The organism is Promicromonospora sp. NPDC060204 (assembly GCF_042728455.1).
Lineage (GTDB): Bacteria > Actinomycetota > Actinomycetes > Actinomycetales > Cellulomonadaceae > Promicromonospora.
The window spans coordinates 1-22,519 of sequence record NZ_JBHWZO010000087.1 but is presented as its reverse complement, the minus strand read 5'-3'; the positions used below and the strand labels follow the sequence as shown (position 1 = coordinate 22,519).

The 22,519-nt window shown below is 74.7% G+C and carries 18 protein-coding genes; 7 read left to right on the top strand and 11 right to left on the bottom strand.

All coding sequences use genetic code 11. The features are described from left to right. Positions 1-35: 35 nt before the first annotated feature. Positions 36-1,439 carry an ABC transporter substrate-binding protein gene (locus tag ACFWEJ_RS13320; protein WP_377229677.1) on the bottom strand — a complete coding sequence of 468 codons (1,404 nt, stop codon included), beginning with the start codon at positions 1,437-1,439 and terminating at the stop codon, positions 36-38. 159 nt (positions 1,440-1,598) lie between these two features. On the opposite strand from ACFWEJ_RS13320, the gene ACFWEJ_RS13315 reads away from it, so the two are divergent. Further along, a complete protein-coding gene (locus ACFWEJ_RS13315) occupies positions 1,599-2,912 on the top strand; it encodes an enolase C-terminal domain-like protein (protein WP_377229676.1) in 1,314 nt (437 codons plus the stop codon). Between the two features lie 84 nt (positions 2,913-2,996). Here ACFWEJ_RS13315 and ACFWEJ_RS13310 read toward each other — a convergent pair whose 3' ends face one another. The 4 genes from ACFWEJ_RS13310 to ACFWEJ_RS13295 all read right to left on the bottom strand — a co-directional run bounded on the left by ACFWEJ_RS13310 (position 2,997) and on the right by ACFWEJ_RS13295 (position 7,504). Beyond that, positions 2,997-4,202 carry an ROK family transcriptional regulator gene (locus tag ACFWEJ_RS13310; protein WP_377229675.1) on the bottom strand — a complete coding sequence of 402 codons (1,206 nt, stop codon included), beginning with the start codon at positions 4,200-4,202 and terminating at the stop codon, positions 2,997-2,999. Between the two features lie 137 nt (positions 4,203-4,339). Next, entirely contained in the window at positions 4,340-5,929 is a 1,590-nt protein-coding gene (locus ACFWEJ_RS13305; protein WP_377229674.1) for a beta-xylosidase, read from the bottom strand. 132 nt (positions 5,930-6,061) lie between these two features. After that, complete coding sequence (locus tag ACFWEJ_RS13300) at positions 6,062-6,814, bottom strand: DUF4118 domain-containing protein (protein WP_377229673.1); 753 nt, start codon at positions 6,812-6,814, stop codon at positions 6,062-6,064. A 75-nt stretch (positions 6,815-6,889) separates the two neighbouring features. Next, positions 6,890-7,504: a hypothetical protein gene (locus ACFWEJ_RS13295; RefSeq protein ID WP_377229672.1), complete on the bottom strand. Its 615-nt coding sequence runs from the start codon at positions 7,502-7,504 to the stop codon at positions 6,890-6,892. 27 nt (positions 7,505-7,531) lie between these two features. Between ACFWEJ_RS13295 and ACFWEJ_RS13290 the strand changes: the two genes are divergently transcribed. Together ACFWEJ_RS13290 and ACFWEJ_RS13285 are read left to right on the top strand one after the other, a co-directional pair. Beyond that, complete coding sequence (locus tag ACFWEJ_RS13290; protein WP_377229671.1) at positions 7,532-7,933, top strand: winged helix-turn-helix transcriptional regulator; 402 nt, start codon at positions 7,532-7,534, stop codon at positions 7,931-7,933. A gap of 326 nt (positions 7,934-8,259) precedes the next feature. Then, complete coding sequence (locus ACFWEJ_RS13285) at positions 8,260-10,440, top strand: DEAD/DEAH box helicase (protein WP_377229670.1); 2,181 nt, start codon at positions 8,260-8,262, stop codon at positions 10,438-10,440. 31 nt (positions 10,441-10,471) lie between these two features. Here ACFWEJ_RS13285 and ACFWEJ_RS13280 read toward each other — a convergent pair whose 3' ends face one another. Beyond that, positions 10,472-11,755, bottom strand: coding sequence for a wax ester/triacylglycerol synthase domain-containing protein (locus ACFWEJ_RS13280; RefSeq protein WP_377229669.1), 1,284 nt, complete (start codon positions 11,753-11,755; stop codon positions 10,472-10,474). After that, positions 11,703-13,625 (bottom strand): heavy metal translocating P-type ATPase, encoded by a 1,923-nt coding sequence (locus ACFWEJ_RS13275; RefSeq protein ID WP_377229668.1) that lies wholly within the window; start codon positions 13,623-13,625, stop codon positions 11,703-11,705. Before ACFWEJ_RS13275 ends, ACFWEJ_RS13280 begins: the two co-directional genes overlap by 53 nt. Positions 13,626-13,787: 162 nt before the next feature. Here ACFWEJ_RS13275 and ACFWEJ_RS13270 point away from each other — a divergent pair, with 162 nt between their 5' ends. Both ACFWEJ_RS13270 and ACFWEJ_RS13265 read left to right on the top strand, forming a co-directional pair. Beyond that, positions 13,788-14,069, top strand: coding sequence for a dsRBD fold-containing protein (locus tag ACFWEJ_RS13270; protein WP_377229667.1), 282 nt, complete (start codon positions 13,788-13,790; stop codon positions 14,067-14,069). 22 nt (positions 14,070-14,091) lie between these two features. Then, on the top strand, positions 14,092-14,757 hold the full coding sequence (locus ACFWEJ_RS13265) for a PIG-L deacetylase family protein (RefSeq protein WP_377229666.1): 666 nt from the start codon (positions 14,092-14,094) through the stop codon (positions 14,755-14,757). Here the strand turns inward: ACFWEJ_RS13265 and ACFWEJ_RS13260 are convergent. The 3 genes from ACFWEJ_RS13260 to ACFWEJ_RS13250 are packed head-to-tail and all read right to left on the bottom strand — an operon-like array spanning position 14,754 to position 17,936. Continuing rightward, positions 14,754-17,168: a glycoside hydrolase family 65 protein gene (locus ACFWEJ_RS13260; RefSeq protein WP_377229665.1), complete on the bottom strand. Its 2,415-nt coding sequence runs from the start codon at positions 17,166-17,168 to the stop codon at positions 14,754-14,756. The genes ACFWEJ_RS13265 and ACFWEJ_RS13260 overlap by 4 nt on opposite strands. Next, the gene (locus ACFWEJ_RS13255) at positions 17,143-17,589 is read right to left on the bottom strand and encodes an HAD family hydrolase (protein WP_377229664.1); all 447 of its coding nucleotides are present in this window, start codon (positions 17,587-17,589) and stop codon (positions 17,143-17,145) included. The genes ACFWEJ_RS13260 and ACFWEJ_RS13255 overlap by 26 nt, the downstream gene beginning before the upstream one ends. Continuing rightward, positions 17,550-17,936 carry a hypothetical protein gene (locus tag ACFWEJ_RS13250; protein ID WP_377229663.1) on the bottom strand — a complete coding sequence of 129 codons (387 nt, stop codon included), beginning with the start codon at positions 17,934-17,936 and terminating at the stop codon, positions 17,550-17,552. The genes ACFWEJ_RS13255 and ACFWEJ_RS13250 overlap by 40 nt, the downstream gene beginning before the upstream one ends. Positions 17,937-18,063: 127 nt before the next feature. On the opposite strand from ACFWEJ_RS13250, the gene ACFWEJ_RS13245 reads away from it, so the two are divergent. Next, the gene (locus ACFWEJ_RS13245) at positions 18,064-19,011 is read left to right on the top strand and encodes an Acg family FMN-binding oxidoreductase (RefSeq protein WP_377229662.1); all 948 of its coding nucleotides are present in this window, start codon (positions 18,064-18,066) and stop codon (positions 19,009-19,011) included. A gap of 57 nt (positions 19,012-19,068) precedes the next feature. On the opposite strand, the gene ppdK is transcribed toward ACFWEJ_RS13245, so the two are convergent. Continuing rightward, positions 19,069-21,807, bottom strand: a complete 2,739-nt coding sequence (gene ppdK / locus ACFWEJ_RS13240; protein WP_377229661.1) for a pyruvate, phosphate dikinase — start codon at positions 21,805-21,807, stop codon at positions 19,069-19,071. Positions 21,808-22,039: 232 nt separating this feature from the next. On the opposite strand from ppdK, the gene ACFWEJ_RS13235 reads away from it, so the two are divergent. Then, a complete protein-coding gene (locus ACFWEJ_RS13235; RefSeq protein ID WP_377229660.1) occupies positions 22,040-22,480 on the top strand; it encodes a ribonuclease domain-containing protein in 441 nt (146 codons plus the stop codon). The last annotated feature ends 39 nt before the right edge of the window (positions 22,481-22,519 follow it).

The window sequence follows — 22,519 nt, the reverse complement described above, 5'->3', positions numbered from 1 at the left end:
GGTGGGGACGACGGCGGCGAGCGCGGTCGACGTCGTCACTTCGACTGGGACCAGAAGGTGTCGACGAGCGTCGCGACGTCCTTGCCCACGGTGGTGACGTCCTTCGTCTCCAGCGGGGTCAGCTCCATCACGGCGTCACCGATCTGCGCCGCGTCGTACGCCGCCGGGCGGTACGACGTGTCGCCGGGGTTGTAGGCGTTCTCCCCCTCGCCGAAGGCGCCGATCATGGCGCCGAGCACCGGGCCGACCGTCGCGGTCGGGTCGTCGCCCAGGTCGACCGGCGGCACGTCGAGCGCGTCCTGCGCGAAGGCGGCGGCCACGTCGGTCTCCGAGAGGTACTCGATCCACTGCAGGGCGCCGTCCTTGTTGCCCGTCGAGGCCGAGACCGAGAGCCCGGTCAGGCCGAAGGGCGCGAGCTCCAGGTCCTTGATCGCGCCGTCCTCGGGCGCCGGCACGGGGAAGGTGACGATGTTCTCGGGGTCCATCCCGTTCTGGTCGAGGAAGGCCAGGGTGAACGTGCCGCCGATGTCGAAGGACGACTTGCCCTGGGCGAACGCGATGTCGGCGTCGTCGATCGTGAGGGACTGCGTGCCGGGCATCCAGTAGGGCTGGACCTGGTTGTAGGCGTCCAGCACCTTCGTGCCGTTGTCCGACGCGAAGTTCTTCGCGGGGTCCTGCCCGAACAGGGCGCCGAAGTCCTCCTTGCCGAGCTGGCCGTAGGCCATGGGCTGCATGAGCCACTCCAGCCCCGTCGTGGAGGACTGGAAGCCGATGCTCACGCCGCCGTCGTCGGGCCGGGCGGCCTGGACGGCGTCGAGCGCGGCGACGAACTCCTCCCAGGTGGTCGGGGCCTTCGTGATCCCGGCCTCCTCCAGGCGCTCCTTGTTCGCGTAGACGATGCCGAACGTGCCGATGGTCAGCGGCACGGAGTACCGCTGGCCCTTCTCGATGCCGGCGGTCTTGGAGCCCTCCGCGAGCGACTGCTCGTAGTAGGCGTCGGTGACGGTGCCGTCGTTGGCGACGGCGGGCAGGAACCGCGAGGTCCACTCGTCGTCCACGTCGTCGGAGAGGTCCTCGAGCAGGCCCGCGCCGCCGAACGTGAAGTCGTCGCCGTGAGTGTGCACCTCCATGACGTCGGGCAGGTCGCCGGTCTGCGCCGCGGCCTGCACCTTGGTGATGAAGGCGTCGTCCGGCGTGTAGGCCTGGACGTCGACGGCGATGCCCGTCTTCTCCTCGAAGGACTTCGCGGCGTTCTGCAGCGGCTCGACGTGCGACTGCTTGAAGGTCCACATGGTCAGGGTGTCGGGGTCGCTCTCCTGCGAGCCCCCGCCGGCACCGCCGACCGGCCCGCTGCAGGCGGCGAGCGCGCCGACGAGCAGGGCGGAGGTGGCGGCGATGGTCAGTCGTGCAGAGGACGGACGACGTCGGTGTCGTATCACGGGCTTGCCTCTCGGTCATCAGGCGGCACCGGGCGGTGTCGCGGACCATCGGAAGATAAATCAATTCGATGTACAGTGTCAACGGGCGCCACCGCCGGTGCCCGCACGGCGCGCGGGAACGCCCCCGCGCGCACCGCTCGTCCCGGATCGAGGTCACCGATGACACCCCTGCAGGCAGCCGACGCCGACGCCCGCGACACCCCCCGCCCCGACGTGCTCGCCCCGGCGCCCTGGACCTCCGCCGACTCCGACGGCGTGCGGGTCACCGCGGTGCGCACCTTCCTCACCGGCCCGCAGGGCTGCCCGTACGTGGTCACCCGGGTCGAGACCAACCAGCCCGGGCTCTACGGGCTCGGCGACGCGAGCGACCCGCAGCGCCCGCTGGCGACCCGCACGCTGATCGACGAGTACTTCGGGCCGCTGCTCGTCGGCCGGGACCCCGCAGACATCGAGGACCTGCACCGCCTGCTGCTCAACAGCGGGTACTGGCGCGGCGGGTCGATCGAGCACAACGCGCTCGCGTCCCTCGACGTGGCCCTGTGGGACCTCAAGGGCAAGGTCGCGGGGCTGCCGGTCCACCAGCTCCTCGGGGGCCGGGCGCGGGAGCACGCCGACGCGTACACCCACGTCGACGGCGCCGACGCGGCCGAGGTGGCCGAGAAGGTGCTCGAGGCGGCCGGGCGCGGCTACCGGCACGTGCGCGTCCAGGTCGCCGTGCCCGGCCGGGACACGTACGGCACCGCCCCGCGCGACGCCGCGGAGGCCGCCCGCCGCCGGGCCCGCACCGACCGCTGGGACACGCTGGCCTACCTGCGGCACGTGCCCGGGATCCTCGCGGACGTCCGCGACCGGGTCGGCCCCGACGTCGAGCTGCTGCACGACGCCCACGAGCGCATGACCCCGGCCGAGGCCCGGCAGTTCGTCCGCGCCGTCGAGGACGCCCGGCTGTACTTCCTGGAGGACGCCCTCGCCCCCGAGGACGCCGCGCACTTCCCGGAGCTCCGGGCCGCCGGCACGACGCCGCTGGCCGTCGGCGAGCTCTACCACGACCCGCGCGCGTACCTGCCCCTGCTGGCCGGACGCTCGATCGACTTCGCGCGCCTGCGCATCCCCACGCTGGGCGGGCTCACCCCGGCGCGCAAGCTCGTGGCCGTGTGCGAGATGTTCGGCGTCCGCACGGCGCCCCACGGGCCGGGCGACGTGACGCCGGTGGGCATGGCGGCCAACATGGCGCTCAACATCTCCTCCCCCGCGTTCGGCGTCCAGGAGGCGGCGACGTTCCGCGACGCCACGCTGGAGGTGTTCCCGGGCGCCCCGGTCCCGGCCGGCGGGCACCTGCTCGCGTCCGAGGCGCCGGGGCTCGGCGTCGACTTCGACGAGCGGGCCGCGCGCCGTTACCCCGTGGGCGCCCCGCTGGAGCACGACCGCTGGGCGCTGCTGCGCGCCACGGACGGCAGCGCGCACCGCGCGTGACCCCTCCGGTGTCAGGCGCTCAGGTCACCCGGTGACCTGAGCGTCCGACACCGGGCCGGGCCGGGCCGCGCCGGCCACGGGCGGTCAGCCGATCAGGAGCGCGTGGGGCTGCGGGGAGAGGGTCTGGTCGAGCACCAGGCAGGCCGCGCCGACGGCGCCGACGTCCTCGCCGAGGCGCGTGTTGACCACCTGGATCTCGTGCATCTTCTCGACGTACGGCCAGCTCGTGATCACCGGTTCGACGACCGCCAGGAACCGCTCGGACAGCATGGGCCAGATGGGCCCGCCGAACACCACGAGCTCCGAGTCGAGCAGCGTCGCCGCCGCCGCGACCCCGGTGCCCACGCGGCGCGCCCAGCGGTCGATGATCACCTGGGCGCCCCGCTCCCCCTCGGCCGCGAGGTCGGCGAGCCGGCCGAGCTGCTCGGCCACGGCCTGCGGGCCGGGTGCCGGGGCGACCTCCAGGACGCCCGCCGCCACGGCCTCGTCGACGAGCGCGCGCGTGGTGCAGTTGGCGTCGAGCCCGCCCACCTCGCCGGCGTTCCCGGACGCGCCGCGCAGCACGACGTCGTCCGCGACCACGCCCATGCCGGAGCCGGTGCCGAGGTAGAAGAAGAGGAAGTTGCCCGAGTGCGTCGCCGCGCCCGCCCAGCGCTCGGCCACCGCGGCCGCGATGACGTCCTTGTCCATCAGGACGGGCAGCCCCGTGGCCTCGACGAGCCGGTCCCGCAACGGCACCCGGCCCCAGCCCTTGAGCTGCGGCGGGTCGACGACGGAACCGGTCGAGAAGTCGACGGGGCCGGGCACCGCGAGGCCGAGACCGAGGATCCGGTCGCGGGCCGCCCCCGACTCCTCGATGACGGTCTCGATGGTGTCGCTCATCTCGGCGATCGTCGACTCCTGGTCGACGACGGCGGGCGTGGGCCGGTGCATGCTGTGCACCACCCGGCCCGCGAGGTCGAGGACGACGTACGTGATGACCGCCGGGTCAAGGTGCACGCCGAGGGCGTACCGGCCGCCGGGCACGACCTGGAGGACGGTGCGCGGCTTGCCCGCGCGCCCGCCCTTCTTGCCGGTCTCGGCCAGGAGGCCCGCGTCGAGCAGGCGCCGGCAGATGTTGGAGACCGTCTGCGCCGACAGGCCCGTCGCGCCCGCGAGCTCGACGCGGCTCAGCCCGTCGGGTGCGCGGCGCACCGCGTCGAGGATGACGGACTCGTTGAAGTCACCCATGCGCGGGAGGTTGGTGCCCCGCCGGGCGGTCGCCGTCGTGGCCGACTGGTCGATCGTCACGCCATACCTCCTGCTCGATGACCGGCCGGCGGGCGGCCCGGATGCCCGCTCCCGCACATCTTCGCACCCCGGGTCCTGTTCGGGCGCAGCGCCGGGCGCACTGCCGGGCGCACTGTGGACCGCGCTGCCGGGCGCACTCAGGCGACCTGACGCACGAGCAGGAGCGACCAGGGCGCGAGCGAGCGCTCGACCCGCAGCACGCCGTCGGCGGGGACGACGAGCGACTCGCGGCGGGTCGCGCGGGCGGCGGCGTCCAGCGCAGCGGTCTGCTCGCGCGTGGGCGACGACGGCGCCCCCATCGCGCGCCACGCGGCCACGGGGTTGGCGTTCGACGGGTCGAGCGTCTCCAGCTCGACCACCGCGCCCGGCGTCAGCCCGTCGACGGTGATCTCGGTGTCGCGGACCGAGCCGACCGCCTCGGTCGCGTCGGCGACGCTCCGGTCGTCGAACGAGGCCGGTACGGAGCGCGTGACCTGGTGCGGGTAGTGGTGCACGAGCGCGGCGATCCGGCCGGTCGCCTCGTCCCGCGTGACCACGCCGTCGTCGCCGGCCGCGAGCAGCGTCCCGCCCAGCGCGTTCAGCATGCGGTAGGCGTGGAACGTCGGCTTGGGCACGCCCTGGAGGGTGAGCATCCCGAAGCCGCCGTGGAACATCTCGTCGCCGGCGCCGCCCTCCTCGAAGACGTCCGTGAACGTCCAGTAGGCCAGGGAGTCGACCGTGCCGATCGAGCGCAGCACCGAGCGGACGACGTAGACCGCCGCCGGGACGGTGTCGTGCGTGAAGTCGCGGGGCGAGGAGGACGAGTTCCACTCGGTCAGGTGGATCTCCGCGTCGGGGAACGGGCTCGCGTCGACCAGGCGGCGCAGCAGCCCGAGGTCCTTCGGCGTCGCGTCGGCCTCGCGCGTCAGCCGCTGGCCCTGGCCGTGCTCGTCGAGCGCCCAGTCGGTCGGGTACGGGTGCGTCGAGACGAAGTCGACGGGCAGGCCCTCCTCCGCGCAGAACGCGAGGAAGGCCTCCAGCCACACGGGCTTCCAGTCGAGCGCGTCCAGGTCGGCGCCCAGCGTCGCCTCGTGCACCTGGAAGTCCTCGGTCTCGCCGTCGAACCGGGCGTCCGGCACGAAGTTGGACGTGGCCGGGCCGCCGACCCGCAGGGCGGCGTCGACCTCCTTCACGGCGCGGGCAGAGGCCGCGTAGAGCGCGAAGTACTCGCTGCGGGTGCCGCGGAAGAAGCCGCGCAGGTTCGCCTCGTTCCAAACCTCGAAGTACCACTCGCGCACCTCGGCCGGGCCGTACCGGTCGACCCAGTGCTCCACGAGCGACCGCACGAGCCAGGACCACCGGTCGAGGTCGGTCGGCGGGGCGCCGTGCGCGCCCCACCAGAACACGGTCTCCGTCTCGCGGGCGAGCGCCCGCGGGCTGAAGCCGAGCTCGACGAACGGGCGCACGCCGGCGTCGAGCAGGGCGTCGAACAGCGCGTCGACGTACTGGAAGTTCAGGACGGGTGTGCCGTCGGCGCGCTCGGTGTACACGAACATGTCGTCGTGCAGCAGGCCGTGGAAGCGGACGTAGTCGAACCCGCACGCCTCGCGCACCGTGGCGAGGTGGCGCTGCCAGTCGGCCCGGAGGCCCTCGTTCGCGCGCCCCGCACCGACCACGGTGCTCCAGAAGTGGCGCAGCGGGCGCCCCGGTCCGGTCGCGGTCGCCCGCAGTTTGATCGGCTCGGCCACACGTCCTCCAGTCGTCACGCCTCGCCGGGTCACGAGACGGCGCGCACCGCGCGACGCCAGTGTAAATCAAACTGATGGACTATCACCGCGCCGGACCGTCACTGCTGGAACCGGAGTGGCCCGGGCCGGGGACTACAGCGCGGCGACCTGGTGCGCCATGAGCACGGCGAACCGGCGCTGCTCCCGCGTCGGGAAGACCGCGTGCGACACCGCGGTGACCAGGAAGTAGCCGACAACCTCCGCTCCCCGGCGGACCGGGATCGCGACGTACTCGTCGACGGGCAGGCCGATCCGGTCGACGTCGACCGGGCGGCCGTTACGGGTCAGCGCCCCGTCGTGGTCCAGCAGGGCGAACCGCACGTCCCCCACGGGCCCCTCGACCCAGCGGGCGTCGTCGGCCTCCAGCACGTCGGTGATCTCCCGCGCCACGACGTCGACCACCGTCTTGGCGGGCGTCGTGCCCTCGGCGACCGCGCGGGCGGCGCCGAGCACCCCCTCGAGGTAGCCCGAGCGGCGGGCCTCCCGGCCCTGCTGCCGGTAGCCCCACAGGGCGATCTCGGTCACCGCGAGGCTGATCACGACGAGCAGGGTCGTCGCCTCGATGTCCTCCGCGTCGGAGATGACGAAGCGCAGGTAGGGCCCGGTGAGGAAGAAGTCGAACCACACCCCGGCCGAGAAGGCGGCGAGCAGGGCCGCCGGCCGGTCCCCCGTGGCCGCGGCGGCGACGACGATCAGGACGAGGACCAGCACGTCGGTCGCGGCGGAGACGTCGTCCCGCACCGTGTACAGGATCGCGCAGACGACCAGCGGCGCGAGCACGGCCGCCACCCGCACCGCCGGTCGCCACCATGCCGCCGAAGGCCAAGCCGAGACTGTTCCGGTCATGCTGCTCCTGTCCCCGCGAACATGGTGGCGCGGGCCGCGCACCTGCGCGAACGCTGGGAACGGGAGCCCGGTCCCTCAGTGTCGGACGCGCTGGTCCACGGCGACCCAGTTCGTCTCCCAGGTCTCCCCGCCGTCGGCGGAGAACGCCTGCTCGAACCGTGCCTCGTCCCGGCCCACGCGGGTGACGAGGAACCGCACCTTGATCGGCCGGTCGCCGAGCCGGTCGTCGCCGTAGAACTCGCCGACACCGTCGTGGAACCCGCCGTACACCGCCGGGGTCAGCAGGCCGTCGCGCAGGTTGACGAACGTCAGGCTCCACCGCTGCGCCTGCGGCTCGTACAGCCGCAGGTTCATCGCGTCGATGCTGCCGGCCGGCCCCGACACCTCGAGCTCCACGACGTTGGCCCGCCGGTCCGCGAGCGGACGCACGGTGCTGGTCCCGGAGAACTCCAGCCACTCGTCCGGGGACTCCGAGAGCGGGTCGGCGAGGACCCGCACGCTGGTGCGCCAGGTGCCGATCTCCCAGTCGAAGTCCCGTTGGCCGTCGGTGGTCGTCGACGACGCGGGAGCGGGTGCGACGGGAGTCGGGGTGCCGACAGCCGGCGCGGCGGCGCCGGAGGCCGCCGTCGCGAGCAGGAGGACGACGGCAGAAAGGCTTGCGGTGAGGATTCTTCGGTGTGAAATGGTCATATTTCGACTATCGAGCGGAGCGCGGCCGTGAACAAGAAGGCACCTGCGGGTAACCCCTCCCGCCCCAACCCGCTGCCGGGCTGCCCGATGGCCGCGGCGTTCACCGCGATCGGCGGCAAGTGGAAGCTGACCCTTCTCTACTGGCTCGCCCACGGCGAGTCCCACTTCGCCGGCCTGCGCCGCAGGGCCGCGCCCATCACGCCCAAGGTGCTGGCCGAGCAGCTGCGCGAGCTCGAGGCCGACGGGCTCGTGGAGCGCGACGTGACCGGACCGGTCCCGGCGCCCGTGATCTACCGGCTTACCCCCTACGGGGCCACGGTCCTGCCCGTCGTCGAGGGGGTCCGGGTGTGGGGCGAGACGCACCTGCGGCGCACCGGCGCCGTCTCGGCGCCGGACACGGCGATGAGCTGCGCCGCCACCATCGCGTAGCCGTCCGGAGCGCCGCCGCCGGTCCGGACGGGGGCGTGCGCGACGGTAGACTGCGTGTCCTCCGGTGATCATGCAGAGACATGGCCACCGCCCGCGGTGGTTCGCGGAGACGTCCGGCGGCGTGTCACCATCATGATGAGCACGTGGCCGTCGTGAGCACGGGGCCGCGGGCGGGGGACGCCGCGGTGACCCCGCGGCCGACCGGAACGCTCCGGCCGGGGCCACCCGCCCCGCGGCCCGAACAGCCGGCCCCTGGCCGGCTCTGGGCGTGCGGGCGTGGCGCGGTATCGCCGCCGTCGTAGTACGCATGCAGCGAAGGAGAAGATGTGGCTCGAGCAGGCCAACGCCGGTCCGGCCGCGCGCGGAGCGGGTCCGGCGCACGGAGCGGGTCCGGCACGCAGCGACGCCGCACCCCGCGTCCCGCCGAGCAAGGGATGATCCCGGTGCTGGCCGAGGCCGCCCGCGAGGTCGACGGCGCCGTCCGGAGACCGCCGACGCGCCCGGCGACACGGACGAAGTTCCAGGTCGTCGCGCTGCTCATGCGGGAGGAGCGGACCCGGGTCCGGGAGGACGCCGCCCTGACCGAGCCGCAGCGGGCCAAGCAGCTCAAGCAGCTCGACGCGGTGGGGACCCTGCTGGCGAAGATCGCCGCCCGCGACACCTCGCTGCTCGAGCTGCTCGCCGAGGACGCCCGGGTCTCCGACGCGGCGCGCGAGTTCAAGGCGAACATGATGCGTGCCGGCGGCCTGGAGCCGCCCGACGAGCCCCCGCCGCCCCCGCCCGCCGCGCCGGCGCCCGGTGCCGAGAAGCGGGTCGTGCCCCGTTCGGTGATCTCGCGCCAGCTCGCGAACCCGTTCCTCGCCCCGGACTTCGCGGCCGCGGCCGAGCGGCAGGCCCCGCGGGTGCTCCGGCTGGCGGGCTGGGAGCTGCTCGAACCGCTCTTCCGGTCCTTCGAGTACGCCGGCCCCGGCGCTGCCGCCTGCATGCCCCTGCCCGAGCCCCGCTCGGTGGCCGCCCCCCAGGGCCGGAAGCTGATGCCGCACCAGGCCCAGGTCGTCGAGGCCACGGCCCGCGGGCACCGCACCTTCCTGCTCGCCGACGAGCCCGGCCTGGGCAAGTCCGCCCAGGCGCTGCTCGCCGCCCAGGCGGCCGACGCCTACCCGCTGCTCGTCGTGACGCCCAACGTGGTCAAGACCAACTGGGCGCACGAGGTCGAGCTGTGGACGCCGCGACGCCGGTCCACCGTGGTCCACGGCGACGGCGAGCGGGTCGACGGGTTCGCCGACGTCGTGATCGTGAACTACGAGCTCCTGGACCGGCACGTCGGCTGGCTCGGCGACCTCGGCTTCCGCGGCATGGTCGTGGACGAGGCGCACTTCATCAAGAACAAGGGCAGCCAACGCTCCCAGCACGTGCTCGCCCTCTCCGAACGCATCCGCGCCCGCGCGGGCCGGCCGCTCCTGATGGCGCTGACCGGCACCCCGCTGATCAACGACATCGAGGACTTCCGGGCGATCTGGCAGTACCTCGGCTGGATCGACGACGCCAAGCCGCTCGGGCCGCTGCTGGGCGCCCTCGAGGAGACCGGGCTCACCCCGGCCGACCCGGGGTTCTACGCGGCCGCCCGGATCAGCGTGATCGACATGGGCATCGTGCGCCGCCGCAAGGCCGACGTGGTCGCCGACATCCCGGCCCGCCGCGTGGCGGACATGCCGGTCGAGCTCGACGGCGCGGCCGGCCGCTCGATCCGGGCCGCCGAGGAGGCGCTCGCCCTCCGCCTGGTCAGCCGGTACCGCTCCGCCCTGGCGGCGCGCGCCGAGAGCTCCGTCGTGGAGGACGTCGACGTGGACGGCGTCGACGTCGACCTCGCCCGCCGCGTGGCGGCGGCCGAGCTGAAGGACTCGAGCTCGAAGGCCAAGGGCGAGAACGTGTTCACGATGGTCCGCCGCATCGGCCAGGCGAAGGCCGCGCTGGCCGCCGACTACGCCGCGCAGCTCGCCCGCAACGTGGGCAAGGTGGTGTTCTTCGCCAAGCACGTCGACGTGATGGACCAGGCCGAGCAGATCTTCGCCGACCGCGGCATCGGCTACGCCTCGATCCGCGGCGACCAGACGCCCCGGGCGCGCGAGAAGGCCATCACCGCGTTCACGGAAGACCCCGACGTGTCGATCGTGGTGTGCTCGCTGACGGCCGCCGGGGTGGGGCTGAACCTCCAGGTGGCGTCCAACCTGGTGCTGGCCGAGCTGTCCTGGACCTACGCCGAGCAGACCCAGGCCATCGACCGGATCCACCGGATCGGCCAGTCCGAGCCCGTCACCGCCTGGCGGATCATCGCCGCCCAGACCATCGACTCCACGATCGCCGCGCTGATCGACAGCAAGTCCGACCTCGCCGCCCGCGCCCTGGACGGCGCGGGCGACGAGGACGCCGCATCGTCCACCGACGTCCAGCTCGAGGCGCTCGTCGCCCTGCTCACCGAGGCGCTCGACGCGGAGGGCGGCGCCTGAGGCACGTCGCCGCGGCGCGGTGCCGGGGGCGTCAGCCGAGCGCGGCGATCTTCGCCAGCTCGTCCCCGAGGGTCCGGGCGACGACGGCGGCCGGGAGCGCGTCCGCGTCGCAGTGCACGGCGCAGCGCAGCACGCCGTCGTAGGAGATCGCCGCGACACCCAGGCGCACGTTGCCCCCGAGCGCGGCCACGGGCCAGATCCGCTCGACCTGTGCCCCCGCCAGGGCGAGCGGACGCCGGGGGCCGCGCACGTTCGTCACGAACATGACGATGAGCCGCTGTCGGCGTGCGAGCCGCGCGAAGACCCAGGTCCCGAGGCGTGTACGCGTCAGCTCGTACGTGCCGCGCGAGCGTGCGTCGTCCTTGGCGGCGCGGGTCAGCGCGGCGACGCGGCGCAGGCGGCGGGCGAGGTCCATCTCGTGGGCGGGCATCGGCACGAGCATCACGCCGGTCGCGTTCCCCGACCGCCCGCGGTGCGGCAGCGCGACCGGCACGCTCGCGGGCAGGACGCCCGGCACCTCCTCCCCACGGGCGAGCAGCGCGGAGCGCGCCGCCGCGCCGGCCGCGACGAGCAGGGCGTCGTTCACGGTCGCCCCCGCGGTCCGGGCACCGGCGGCGAGGCGCCCGAGGTCGACGTCGACGAACGCCACCGCCCGACGACGGCCGACCCGGCCGAGCAGGACGGTGGGCGGCACCGCCCGCCGAAGGAACGCGATCGTCCGCGAGACCCCGGACACCACCGCCCGACCCCGACCGCGCGCCGAGCGCGCCCCCGCCTGCCCGTCCACACGATCCGCCGAGTCAGTCGCCGGGTCCGCCGGCACCGGGTCCATCAGGGCCCGCGCGAGCCGGACCGCCGCGACGCCGTCCGCCATCGTGTGGTGCACCCGGAGCACGATCCCGGCGCGCGCCGGCGCGACCCCCGGGACGACCAGCAGCTCCCAGAGCGGGCGGTCGAGCGGGAGCGGGGTGACGACGAGCCGCGCGCACAGCGCCTCGAACCCGCTCCTGCCCTCGACAGCGGCAACCTGTCGCACGTGGGCCGCCAGGTCGAGGCGCACCGGCTCCCACACGAGGATCCGTCCGGCACGTCGCACCAGCTGGGCGAGCCGAGGCACCCCGGGGACCCGCTCGGCGAGCGCGCGCCGCAGGGTGTCGAGATCGACCCCGCCGTCGGGCCCGACGCAGCCGCCGGGGGCGAGCACGCCCGCCATCAGGAACGCGTTGACGTGGTCGCGCGCGTCCAGCTCGAAGTTGAAGGCGTCAGCCGCCGTCAGCCGCTCGGCCAGGATCCTCGCCTCCCACCGGTACGCCACCGTCGCGCGTCGGCCGCGGCGCGAGGCCCGTGGGCGGCCCGCCGAGCGCGCGCAGGGCGTACAGGATCGTGGCCAGGTCGACGAGCTCCTGGACGAGGGCGCCGGTCACGGCGGGGATGACGCCGGTCATCGCGACGACCATGAGGGCGAGGCTCAGCCCGATGCCGAGCCAGATCGCGGCCAGGGCCGTGCGCAGCGTGTGCCGGCCGACGGACACCGCGTCCACGAGCCCGCCGAGCGAGTCGACGAGCAGCACCACGTCGGCGGCGTCCCCGGCGGCGGTCGCGCCCCGCGCGCCCATCGCGACGCCGACGTCGGACGCCGCCAGGACCGGCGCGTCGTTGACGCCGTCGCCCACCATCATCAGCGGTCGCGGGGTCAGCCCGGCCGCGATCAGCACCTTCTCGCCGGGGAGGAGCTCGGCCCGTACGTCGTCGACGCCGACCTGCCGCGCGACCGACTCGGCCGTGCCGCGCGCGTCCCCGGTCAGCATCGTGACCTGCTCGACTCCGTTCTCCCGCAGCCAGGACACGACGGCGGCGGACTCGGGCCGGGGGTCGTCCGCGAGGACGAGGGTCCCGGCGAACCGACCGTCGACCGCGACGTACGCCGCGGCTTGGCCGGGGCCGAGCTCGGCGACGACGGTGTCCGGCGCGACGGAGCGCACGTAGCCCGGCTTGCCGACGACGACCCGGCGCCCCTTGACCGTGGCGACGACGCCGTTCGTGGCCACCTCCTCGGCGTCGTCGGCCGCGAGCAGGTCGAGGCCGCGCGCAGCGGCGGCCCGGCGGACGCTGTCGGCGAAGACGTGCGACGAGTACTGCTCGGCGGAGGCGGCGAGGAGCAGCAGCTCGTCGGCGGCGAACCCCGCGGCGGGGCGCGCGGCGACGAGGTCGGGCCGGCCCTGGGTGAGCGTGCCCGTCTTGTCGAACGCGGCGGACCGCAGGCGCGCGAGCTGCTCGACCACGGTCCCGCCCTTCATGATCACGCCGAGCTTGGCGGCCCGGGACAGCCCGCTGAGGAACGCCACCGGCGCCGCGATGAGCAGCGGGCACGGGGTGGCCAGCACGAGCACCTCGGCGAACCGCGTGGGGTCCCCCGAGAGCGTCCAGGCCGTGCCGGCCAGCACCAGCGAGACGGCGGTGAAGGGCACGGCGAACCGGTCGGCGAGCCGCACGACCGGGGCGCGGGACTCCTGCGCCTGCTGGACCAGGGCGACGATCTGCTGGTACTGGCTGTCCCCGCTGAGCCGCGCCGCCCGCAGCCGCACGGCCCGGGTCCCGTTCACGGCACCCGACAGCACCTCGTCGCCGGCCTCCCGGCCCACCGGGAGGCTCTCCCCGGTCAGCGACGACTCGTCGAACGTGCCCCCTCCGTCGAGCAGCACACCGTCGACCGGCACGATCTCACCCGGGCGGACCAGGAGGACGTCGCCGACCACGACGTCGTCGACCTCCGTGTCCCGCACGCCGTCGAAGCCGGCGGAGCGCGGGTCGTCGATCACGTGCGCGGTGCGCGGCGACCGGTCCAGCAGGGCGGTCAGGTCCCGCCGCGCCCGCCGCGCCGCGAAGTCCTCGAGCGCCTCGCCGCCCGCGAGCATCAGCACGATGACGAGGGAGGCGACGTACTCCTGGACCGCGAGCGTCGCGACCATGGCCACCACCGCGAGGACGTCGAGCCCGACGTGCCCCCGCAGCACGTCACGCACCATGCCGACGAGGGTCCACACGACGAACCCGGCCACCCAGGCCGTCGCGACCCACCGTGCCGCGACGGGCTCGGCGTTCGCCAGGAGCACGAGCACGGCCGCGAGCACCACGGCGGTCGCCGTGATCGCCGGGTAGCGCGTCACCGCGCGAAACGGCCGCATGTCCGCAGTCTGTCCCGGGACGGCGGGCGCCGCCTCCCGGGCTTCCGTCCCGGTGCGCAGGGTCATTGGTCCCTGGCCGGACGGCCCGGCGTGGCGAGAGGCTGGGGTGGACGCCGGCGGCACGGGCGCGGGCCGGCGTCGCGGACCGACGGGAGCTGAGCCATGACCCACACCTGGAACGTCGTCATCCACCTGTTCGACGCGGACGACCTCGTGCGCGAGGGCCGGCTGACCGGGGCGCACGCGGTCCTGAGTACGTCGGCCGGGACCTCCCTCGAGGGCTACGGGCGCGCCCGGCGCAACCCCGAGGACGCCGCCGTCCCGGAGATCGGCGAGGAGCTCGCCGCCGCCCGGGCGCTGCGGGAGCTGGCCGACCGGCTCCTGCGGGCCACGTCGGACGACATCGCCGAGATCGAGCACCGCCCGGTGCACCTGCAGCACTAGACCCGAACCGAGGAGGACAGCCATGAGACCCGAGGTCGTCGTCGACATCGCGCCGCACGTCGCGCGGACCGCCGCGGAGCCCGCCCACCCGCGCTCGCCCCTGCCGGAGACGCGGCGGCTGCTCGTGGTGTGCGCGCACCCGTTCGACGTCACGGTGACGCTCGGCGGCGTCATCGCCGCCTTCGCCGACACCGGCACGGCCGTGCAGGTGATCTGCCTGACCCACGACCAGTGCGCCGCCGCGGGCGAAGGACGCCGTCCCGTCCGGGCGGCCGAGCTGCTGCGGGCCGCCGGTCTGCTGGGCGCCCGGGAGGCGACGCTGCTGGAGCACCGCGCGGCGCACCTCCAGTGGAACCCGCCGGAGGTGCTCGCCGCCGAGCTGCGCTCGGTCTCCGGCCCCGTCGACGGGGTGCTGACGATCGACGCGAGCGCCCCGGACAGCCACCCGGACCTGGTGCGCGCCATGCGGGCGGCCCGCCGCGTGGCGGCCCGGCTGCGCTGCCCGCTGTACGCCTGGGTGCCCCGGACCTGGGGCCCGGACGATCCGCCCGCGAACGTGCTCCCCGTGGACTGTGACCGCGCCAAGCAGCGTGCCGCGATCGCCTGCCATGACGCTCCCCGGCCGGACGATCCGTGCACGGCGCCGGCGGGGGCCGACGAGCCGCGCGACTACCTCACCGTTCTCTAGCGCCGGGGTGTGCCGGCCCGGCTCACCCGCCAGGTCTCCCCCGGCGCCAGCACGCGTTCCTCGCCGTCGACGGCCACGGCGACGGGCGGCTGCCGCGAGCGCGCCAGGCCGATGTGGACGGCGTCGTCGGCGCACCGCACCTCGATCCCCCAGTGGTCGCGGTAGCGCAGCCGGAACCGCAGCTCGGCCAGCCCGGGCGGCAGCCGGGGCGCGAGCCGGAGCACGCCGTCGGTGAGGTCCAGGCCGGTGTAGCAGCGCTGGACGAGGTCGACGGCGCCGGCCATCGCGCCCAGGTGCACGCCCTCCGCGGTGGTCCCGCCCTGGACGTCGGCGAGGTCGCTGTCGAGGGCCTCGCGGAAGAAGCGCCAGGAGGCCTGCGGGTCGCGGCTGGCCAGCACCCAGGCGTGGACCACGGCGCTGAGCGTCGACCCGTGGCTGGTCCGCGCCAGGTAGTGGTCCACGGTGCGGTCCAGGGCCGCGCGGTCGAACGGGTAGCCGAGCGCCGCGAGCGCGTCGATCAGCCCGCGCTCGCCCAGGAGGAAGACCAGCATCAGCACGTCCGCCTGCTTGGACGCCTGGTACCGGTCGACCGAGTCGCCCTCGGCCTCCAGGATCCGGTCGAGCCGGCGGATCGACGGGTAGCGGGCCCGGTAGGCGGCCCAGTCCAGCTCGGCGAGCCGGTCGTACCCCTCGAACTGGCTGATCACGCCGTCGCCGTGGAAGAGCACCCGCATGCGCCGGCCGACCCGCTCGAAGAGGTCCGTCTCGTCGTCCCCCAGCGCGAGGCGCTCGCGCAGGGCGGCGCGCTCGTGCTCGGGCAGCAGCGCCAGGGCGTCGAGGGTGTACCGCAGCAGCCGGGTGACCATGACGTTCGTGTACGCGTTGTTGTCGATCCCGGGGTGCTCGGCGCCCGGGTAGGCGTCGTGGTACTCGTCGGGCCCCATGACGCCGCGCAGGTCGTACCGGTTGGTGGCGGCGTCGTAGGTGACCAGGCTGCACCAGAAGCGGGCGATCTCCACGAGCATCTCGGCGCCGTACCCGTGCAGGAACGCGACGTCGCCGGTGGCCTGGTAGTACTGCCACACGTTGTGCGCCACCGCGATCCCCACGTGCCGCTGCAGGTGCGAGTGGTCCTCGACCCACCTGCCCGACGCCGGGTTGAGGTGTACCCGCTGCGTCTCGTCACGGCCGTCGCTGCCGCTCTGCCACGGGTACATCGCGCCCCGGTAGCCGGCGTCCGCGGCCGCCTGCCGCGCCCGCGGCAGCCGGCGCCACCGGTACATCAGCAGCGACCGGGCGACCCGCGGGAAGCTCAGCAGCAGGAAGGGGAACACGAACAGCTCGTCCCAGAAGACGTGGCCGCGGTAGGCCTCGCCGTGCAGCCCGCGGGCCGGCATGCCGACGTCGAGGTGCGCGGTGTGCTCGGACAGGGTCTGCAACAGGTGGAAGACGTACAGGTCCAGGGCCTGCTGGGGCTCGCCGGGGACGACGATCGCGCTCGTGCGCCACAGCCGGTCCCAGGCGGCGGCGTGGTCGGCGAGGAGGTCCGCGAAGGACGGGAGACGGGCGGCGTGCTCGCGCGCCGCGGCCAGCGACTCGGAGATCGCCCGGTCCTGCGACGTGTACAGCGCGACCCGCTTCTCGACCGTCAGCGGCACGCCCCGCACCAGCTCCGGCCGGACCCGGACGGTCGAGCGGCCCGGCGTGCGCTCGGCGTCGGCGGGCACCGGGCCCGCCCCGCCGTCGCCGCCACCGTCGACGACCAGCCGCGCCGCCTGGGCGATCCGGATCTGCGACGTCGCGGTGCGCACCTGGAGCCAGACGACGCCGTCGCGCTCGTCGTACCCCTCGGCGACGGGGACGAGGTGCCGCCCGTCGAGGTCCCGGTAGCGCGCCACGCCGGCGTTGACGACCCGGCCGTCGAGCCCCGCCCACACGTCGAGCGGCCCGGACCAGTTCTCCGCGAGGAAGGTGGTCTCCAGCGCGGCCACGTGCGGGTCGTGCATCGACACCAGCCTGCGTTGGGTGACGGCGAGCACCCGGCCGTCCGGGTCACGGAACCGGGTGGACCGGGTCAGCACCCCGCGCCGGGTGTCCAGGTCCTGCCGGTGGTCCAGCACCTGTCCCCCGGCCAGCGTGAGCCAGGCCTGCCCGGGGATCCGGAACCGGAGCGGCAGCCAGTTCGGCGCGTTGACCAGGTCCTCGTTCTCCACCTCCCGGCCCGCCACCACCGCCGTCAGGCGGTCGTAGCAGCCCGCGACGTAGGTGCCCGGGTAGTGCACGCCGTCCGCCGCCGACTCCGGGGCGGCGCCGCGCGTGGCGACGTACCCGTTGCCCAGGGTGCACAGCGCCTCGCGCAGCCCCTCGGCGGCGGGGTCGAAGCCCTCATACGACAGGATCCCGGGTTCCACTGCGTCTCCCGACCACGGCGACGTCGGCCAGGTCGCGCACCACGACGTGCGCGCCCCGCTCCAGCATGGCCCCGCGGAGCCGCGCCTGCCGGTCGACGCCGACGACCGTGGCGAACCCGCCGCGCCGGCCCGCCTCGACCCCGACCAGCGCGTCCTCGACCAGGGCGCAGCGGCCGGGCGGCACGCCGAGGCGCCGGGCGGCCTCCAGGAACAGCGCCGGGTCGGGTTTGCCGGGCAGCCCGAGCCGGGCGGCGTCGAGGCCGTCCACCCGCACGTCGACGTCGCCGGCCACGCCGGCCGCCTCCAGGACCGTCCCGCAGCTGCGGCTCGCCGACGCCGCCGCGATGCCCGCGCCACGCCGTCGCAGTTCGCGCAGGAGGGTCACGGTGGAGGCGAACACCCGGACCCCGTGCGTGCGCACCTCGTCCAGGAAGTACCGCGTCTTCCGGTCGAGCAGGGCCTCCAGCGTGCGTCCCGCTGTTCGTCGCCGGCTCCGCCCGCGTCGAGCGTGATCCCGCGGGAGTCGAGGAACGCCCGGGCGCCGTCCGCGCGCGCCCTGCCGTCCACGTACCGGAGGTAGTCGCCCACGGCGTCGAACGGCGGCAGGACGACGCCGGTCCGCCGGCCCCGCTCCCGGAGCAGCTCGTCGAACGCGCGCTTCCAGGCGGCGGCGTGGGTGCGGGCGGTGTCCGTGATGACGCCGTCCGTGTCGAGCACCACTGCGTCGACGACCCCGAGGTCCAGCACCGCACGCGGCGGACTTCCCATGGTGTCCACGGTGCCGCGCCGCGCGCCCGCCCACGAGGGACCAAGGCCAGGTGAAGACGGGACCACCTTCCCTTCCGGCAGGGCCGGGCCGGTGGTGCGCTGGGCTCAGAGCGAGAGGAGACCGGCCATGGACGTCGTCGACACCCGGCTGGAGAGAGTTCTGAGCGCGGCCGGAGACGCCCCGAGCGTCCTGAACACGCAGCCGTGGCAGGTGGAGGTCGCGGACGGCACGGTCCGGATCCGGGCCGACCGGTCGAGACAGCTGCGGCACGCCGACCCGCACGGCCGGGAGATGCTGATCAGCTGCGGAGCCTTCCTGTTCAACGCCCGGGCGGCCGCCCGGCGCGAGTCGCTGAACACGGTGGCCACGCTCCTGCCCGACCCGGACGACGAGCTGCTCGTCGCCGAGCTCACGCTGGAGCCGGGCGACGACCCCAGCGAGGACGAGCTCGAGCTGTCCGTCGCGATCGGGCACCGCATGACGGCGCGCGTCCCCTTCGACGACCAGCCCGTGCGCTCCGACGTGCTGGTCGCCGTCCAGCGCGCCGCCGACCGCGAGGGGGCCGGGCTGCGCACCATCCAGCCCACGGACCCCGACCGGCCGAAGGTGCTGGAGCTCGTGCGGCGGGCCGAGGCCATCGCGGCCGAGGACATGGCCGGCCGCGGCGAGGAGGCCGCGTGGACCCGCGCCGCGTCGGGGCGCGACGACGGCGTCCCCGCGCCGTACCTCGGACGCGCGCCCAGCAACGCCGACGCGCCCGCCCGCCGGTTCCACGAGAGCGTGGGCCGGGAGCCGTTCGAGCGCGACTCGACGCTCGCCGTCCTGAGCACACCCGGCGACTCGCCCCGGGACTGGGTCACGGCCGGCCAGGCGCTGGAGCACGCGCTGCTGGTCGCCGCCACCTACTTCGTCCACGCGTCGTTCGCCACCACCGTGCTGGAGAACCCGACGACCCGCCACGACCTGCGCCGCGCCCTCGGCCTGGGCGGATACCCGCAGATGCTGCTGCGGCTCGGCAACATCCCGTGGCCGGAGCACGCGCCGCGCCGCCCGCTGGGCACGACGGCGTCGTAGGACCGCGGCGGCAATGCTGCCGGGCGTCACTCTCTGCCCGGCGTCACTCCCTGCCCGTCACTCCCTGCCCGGCGTGCCGTCGAGCCGCGCCTGCGCGGCGGCCAGCCGCGCGACCGGCACGCGGTAGGGCGAGCAGGACACGTAGTCGACGCCGAGCTCGTCGAGCAGGGCGATCGACGCCGGGTCGCCGCCGTGCTCGCCGCACACCCCCGTCTCCAGCCCGGGCCGGGTCCGCAGCCCGCGCTCGACGCCGATCCGGACGAGCTCGCCCACGCCGTCGGCGTCCAGGGAGGCGAACGGGTTGGTCCGCACGACGCCCGCGTCCAGGTAGGCGGCGAGGAAGGAGCCCTCGGCGTCGTCGCGCGAGATGCCCACCGTCGTCTGCGTCAGGTCGTTGGTGCCGAACGAGAAGAAGTCGGCGTGCTCGGCGATCTCGCCCGCGGTCAGGGCGGCGCGCGGCAGCTCGATCATCGTGCCGACCCGGTAGTCCAGGTCCGCCACGCCGGCGGCGGCGAGCTCCTCGTCCGCGGTGGCGACGACGATCTCGCGCATCCGCCGTAGCTCCTCGGCGTACCCGACCAGGGGCACCATGATCTCCACGCGCGGGTCCAGGCCCCGCCCCCGCACCGCGAGCGCCGCGCGGAGGATCGCGCGGGTCTGCATGACGCCGATCTCGGGGTACAGCAGCGACAGGCGGACGCCGCGGGTGCCGAGCATGGGGTTGGCCTCGGACAGGCGTCGCACGTGGGCCAGGAGGGTGCGGGCCCGCTCCAGCTCCCCGGGCGCACGGTCCGCCGCGCCGTCAGTCGCGCCATCCGCCTCCAGGCGCTGCACCAGGAGGGACTGCTCGACCAGGTCGGGCAGGAACTCGTGCAGCGGCGGGTCGATGAGCCGGACGGCGACGGGCAGGCCGGTCATCGCCGTGAAGATCTCCTCGAAGTCGGCCTGCTGCACGGGCAGCAGCTCGTCGAGGGCGGCCTGCCGCTCGGCGGCGTCGTCGGCCATGATCATGCGGCGCACCACGGGGAGCCGGTCGGCGGCGAGGAACATGTGCTCGGTGCGGCACAGGCCCACGCCCTCGGCGCCCAGCTCGCGGGCCCGGGCGGCGTCCTCGCCGGTGTCGGCGTTGGCGCGCACGCCGAGACGGCGCACGTCGTCGGCCCAGCCGAGCACGGTGGAGAAGTCGTCGGTGACCTGCGGGGGCACGAGCGGGAGCGCGCCCGGGTAGACGTACCCGGTGGTGCCGTCCACGGTGATCGTGTCCGTCTCGGTGAGCACGGTGTCGCCGACGGTGACGGTGCGCGCCGCGACGTCGATGCGCAGCTCGCCCGCGCCGGCGACGCAGGGTTTGCCCATGCCGCGCGCGACCACCGCGGCGTGCGACGTCATGCCGCCGTGGGCGGTGAGGACGCCCTGGGCCGCGGCGACGCCGTGGATGTCGTCGGGCGTCGTCTCCCACCGCACGAGCACGACGTCCTCGCCGGCCCCGCCGCGCTCGGCCGCGGTGTCGGCGTCGAACACGAGGGCGCCCACCGCGGCGCCCGGGGACGCGTTGAGGCCGTGGGTGAGCGGGGCCGGGGCCTGGTCGGGGTCGAGCGTCGGGTGCAGGAGCTGGTCGAGCTGGGCGGGGTCGATGCGCCGCAGCGCGGTGCGGCGGTCGATCGCGCCCTCGGCGACCAGGTCGCGCGCCACCTTCAGGGCCGCCGCCGCGGTGCGCTTGCCGGTGCGCACCTGGAGCAGGTATAGCGTGCCGTCGTCGATCGTGAACTCGATGTCCTGCATGTCCTGGTAGTGCTGCTCCAGGCGGTCCATCGTCTCCAGGAGCTGCGTGTACACCCCGGGCAGCACCGACTCCAGCTCCGGGAGGCGCAGCGGGGTGCGGATGCCCGCGACGACGTCCTCCCCCTGGGCGTCCAGGAGGAACTCCCCGTACCGCTCCCGGGCGCCCGTGGCCGGGTTGCGCGTGAAGCACACGCCGGTCGCGGAGGTGTCGCCCTTGTTGCCGAACACCATCTGCATCACGTTCACGGCGGTGCCGAGGTCGTCCGGGATGTCGTTCAGCTCGCGGTACACCCGCGCCCGCGGGCTGTTCCAGGACCCGAACACGGCGTCCACGGCCCGGCGGAGCTGCTCGTGCGGCTCGGTCGGCAGGTCGTGGCCCGTATTCCGGCGGACGACGCCGCGGAACGTCGCCACCAGCTCCCGCAGGTCGTCCGCCGTCAGCTCGGCGTCCCGCCGCACCCCCCGGCGGTCCTTCAGGGCGGTCAGCTCGTCCTCGAAGGCCTGCCCCGGCACGCCCTCGACCACCGTGCCGTACATCTGCACGAACCGGCGGTAGGTGTCCCAGGCGAAGCGCGGGTCGTCCGACTCGGCGGCCAGGCCGCGGGCCGCCTGGTCCGACATGCCCAGGTTGAGGACCGTGTCCATCATCCCCGGCATCGAGACCACCGCCCCCGACCGCACGGAGACCAGCAGCGGCCGCTCGGCCGCCCCGAGGATGCGTCCCGTGCGGCGCTCCAGGTCCGCCAGGTGCGTCCGGATCTCGTCCCACAGTCCCCCGGGCCACGTGCCGTCGTCCTCCATCGCGGCGACGCACGCCGCCGTGGTGACGGTGAAACCGTCTGGGACGGGCAGGCCGATGCGCCGCATCTCCGCGACGCCGGCGCCCTTGCCGCCGAGCAGCGCGCGCATCCCGGCGTCCCCCTCGGACAGGTCGTAGACGTACCGCGCGCCCGGCGCCCGCGCCGACGCGTTCTCGGTGGCGGCTCCGGCGGGGCTGTTGGTGTGGGTGGTCATGACGGCTCCGTGGGCAGGCGCTCGGTGCACCCGCGCTCCGTGTGCGGGCACGTCTACCCGGTCAGCGTCCCTCGTGCGCCGTCCGCCGCACCAGGGACGAACGGCCCGGAATCTCCGCCGGACGGGACAGAAAGGAAAAATTCACCCACACGTCGGTGCGTCGTCGGGTCAGCGTCGGCCGGGTGGGCGAGGATTCCCCCCGACCAGTTCCCCCACCGAGAGGGAGATCAGCGTGTCCGAGCAGACCAGCACCAAGACCGGCACCAAGACCAGCACAGTGTCCAGCCTGATCAGAATGCTCGTCGTCCTGTCCGCCATGGTCAGCCTCGTCGCCGGCGGCGTCACCGTCGCCCCGGCCGCGAGCGCGACCGTCTACGGCTCCTGCACGCACAGCGGCTGCACGGAGGCGTACTCCTCGAAGTCGATCTGGAGCTCGAAGGGCTACCCGAGCACCCGAGGCTGGGTCAGCTGGCCGAACGGCCAGTGCAACTATGCGGGCGGCACGCACCAGAACCGCGAGGGTCAGCTCCCGGCCGGCCACTCCTACCTCGAGTTCGACGTGACGCCGCGGGCATGCGGCGCCGCGCGGCAGTCCTACCGGCTCATCCTGGACCGCACCACCGGGGTGACCTACTTCTCGCCCAACCACTACGGCGACTTCTACCGGATGTGACCGGTCCGTGCGCGGCGCCCGTCCCGCTCGGGGCCGGAC

What these genes read in the sequence shown, in the direction of transcription:
- ACFWEJ_RS13315 (WP_377229676.1), top strand. Translation starts at nt 1,599, where the DNA reads ATGACACCCCTGCAGGCAGCCGACGCCGACGCCCGCGACACCCCCCGC.
- ACFWEJ_RS13300 (WP_377229673.1), bottom strand. Translation starts at nt 6,814, where the DNA reads ATGACCGGAACAGTCTCGGCTTGGCCTTCGGCGGCATGGTGGCGACCG.
- ACFWEJ_RS13295 (WP_377229672.1), bottom strand. Translation starts at nt 7,504, where the DNA reads ATGACCATTTCACACCGAAGAATCCTCACCGCAAGCCTTTCTGCCGTC.
- ACFWEJ_RS13275 (WP_377229668.1), bottom strand. Translation starts at nt 13,625, where the DNA reads ATGCGGCCGTTTCGCGCGGTGACGCGCTACCCGGCGATCACGGCGACC.
- ACFWEJ_RS13270 (WP_377229667.1), top strand. Translation starts at nt 13,788, where the DNA reads ATGACCCACACCTGGAACGTCGTCATCCACCTGTTCGACGCGGACGAC.
- ACFWEJ_RS13265 (WP_377229666.1), top strand. Translation starts at nt 14,092, where the DNA reads ATGAGACCCGAGGTCGTCGTCGACATCGCGCCGCACGTCGCGCGGACC.
- ACFWEJ_RS13250 (WP_377229663.1), bottom strand. Translation starts at nt 17,936, where the DNA reads ATGGGAAGTCCGCCGCGTGCGGTGCTGGACCTCGGGGTCGTCGACGCA.
- ACFWEJ_RS13245 (WP_377229662.1), top strand. Translation starts at nt 18,064, where the DNA reads ATGGACGTCGTCGACACCCGGCTGGAGAGAGTTCTGAGCGCGGCCGGA.
- ppdK (WP_377229661.1), bottom strand. Translation starts at nt 21,807, where the DNA reads ATGACCACCCACACCAACAGCCCCGCCGGAGCCGCCACCGAGAACGCG.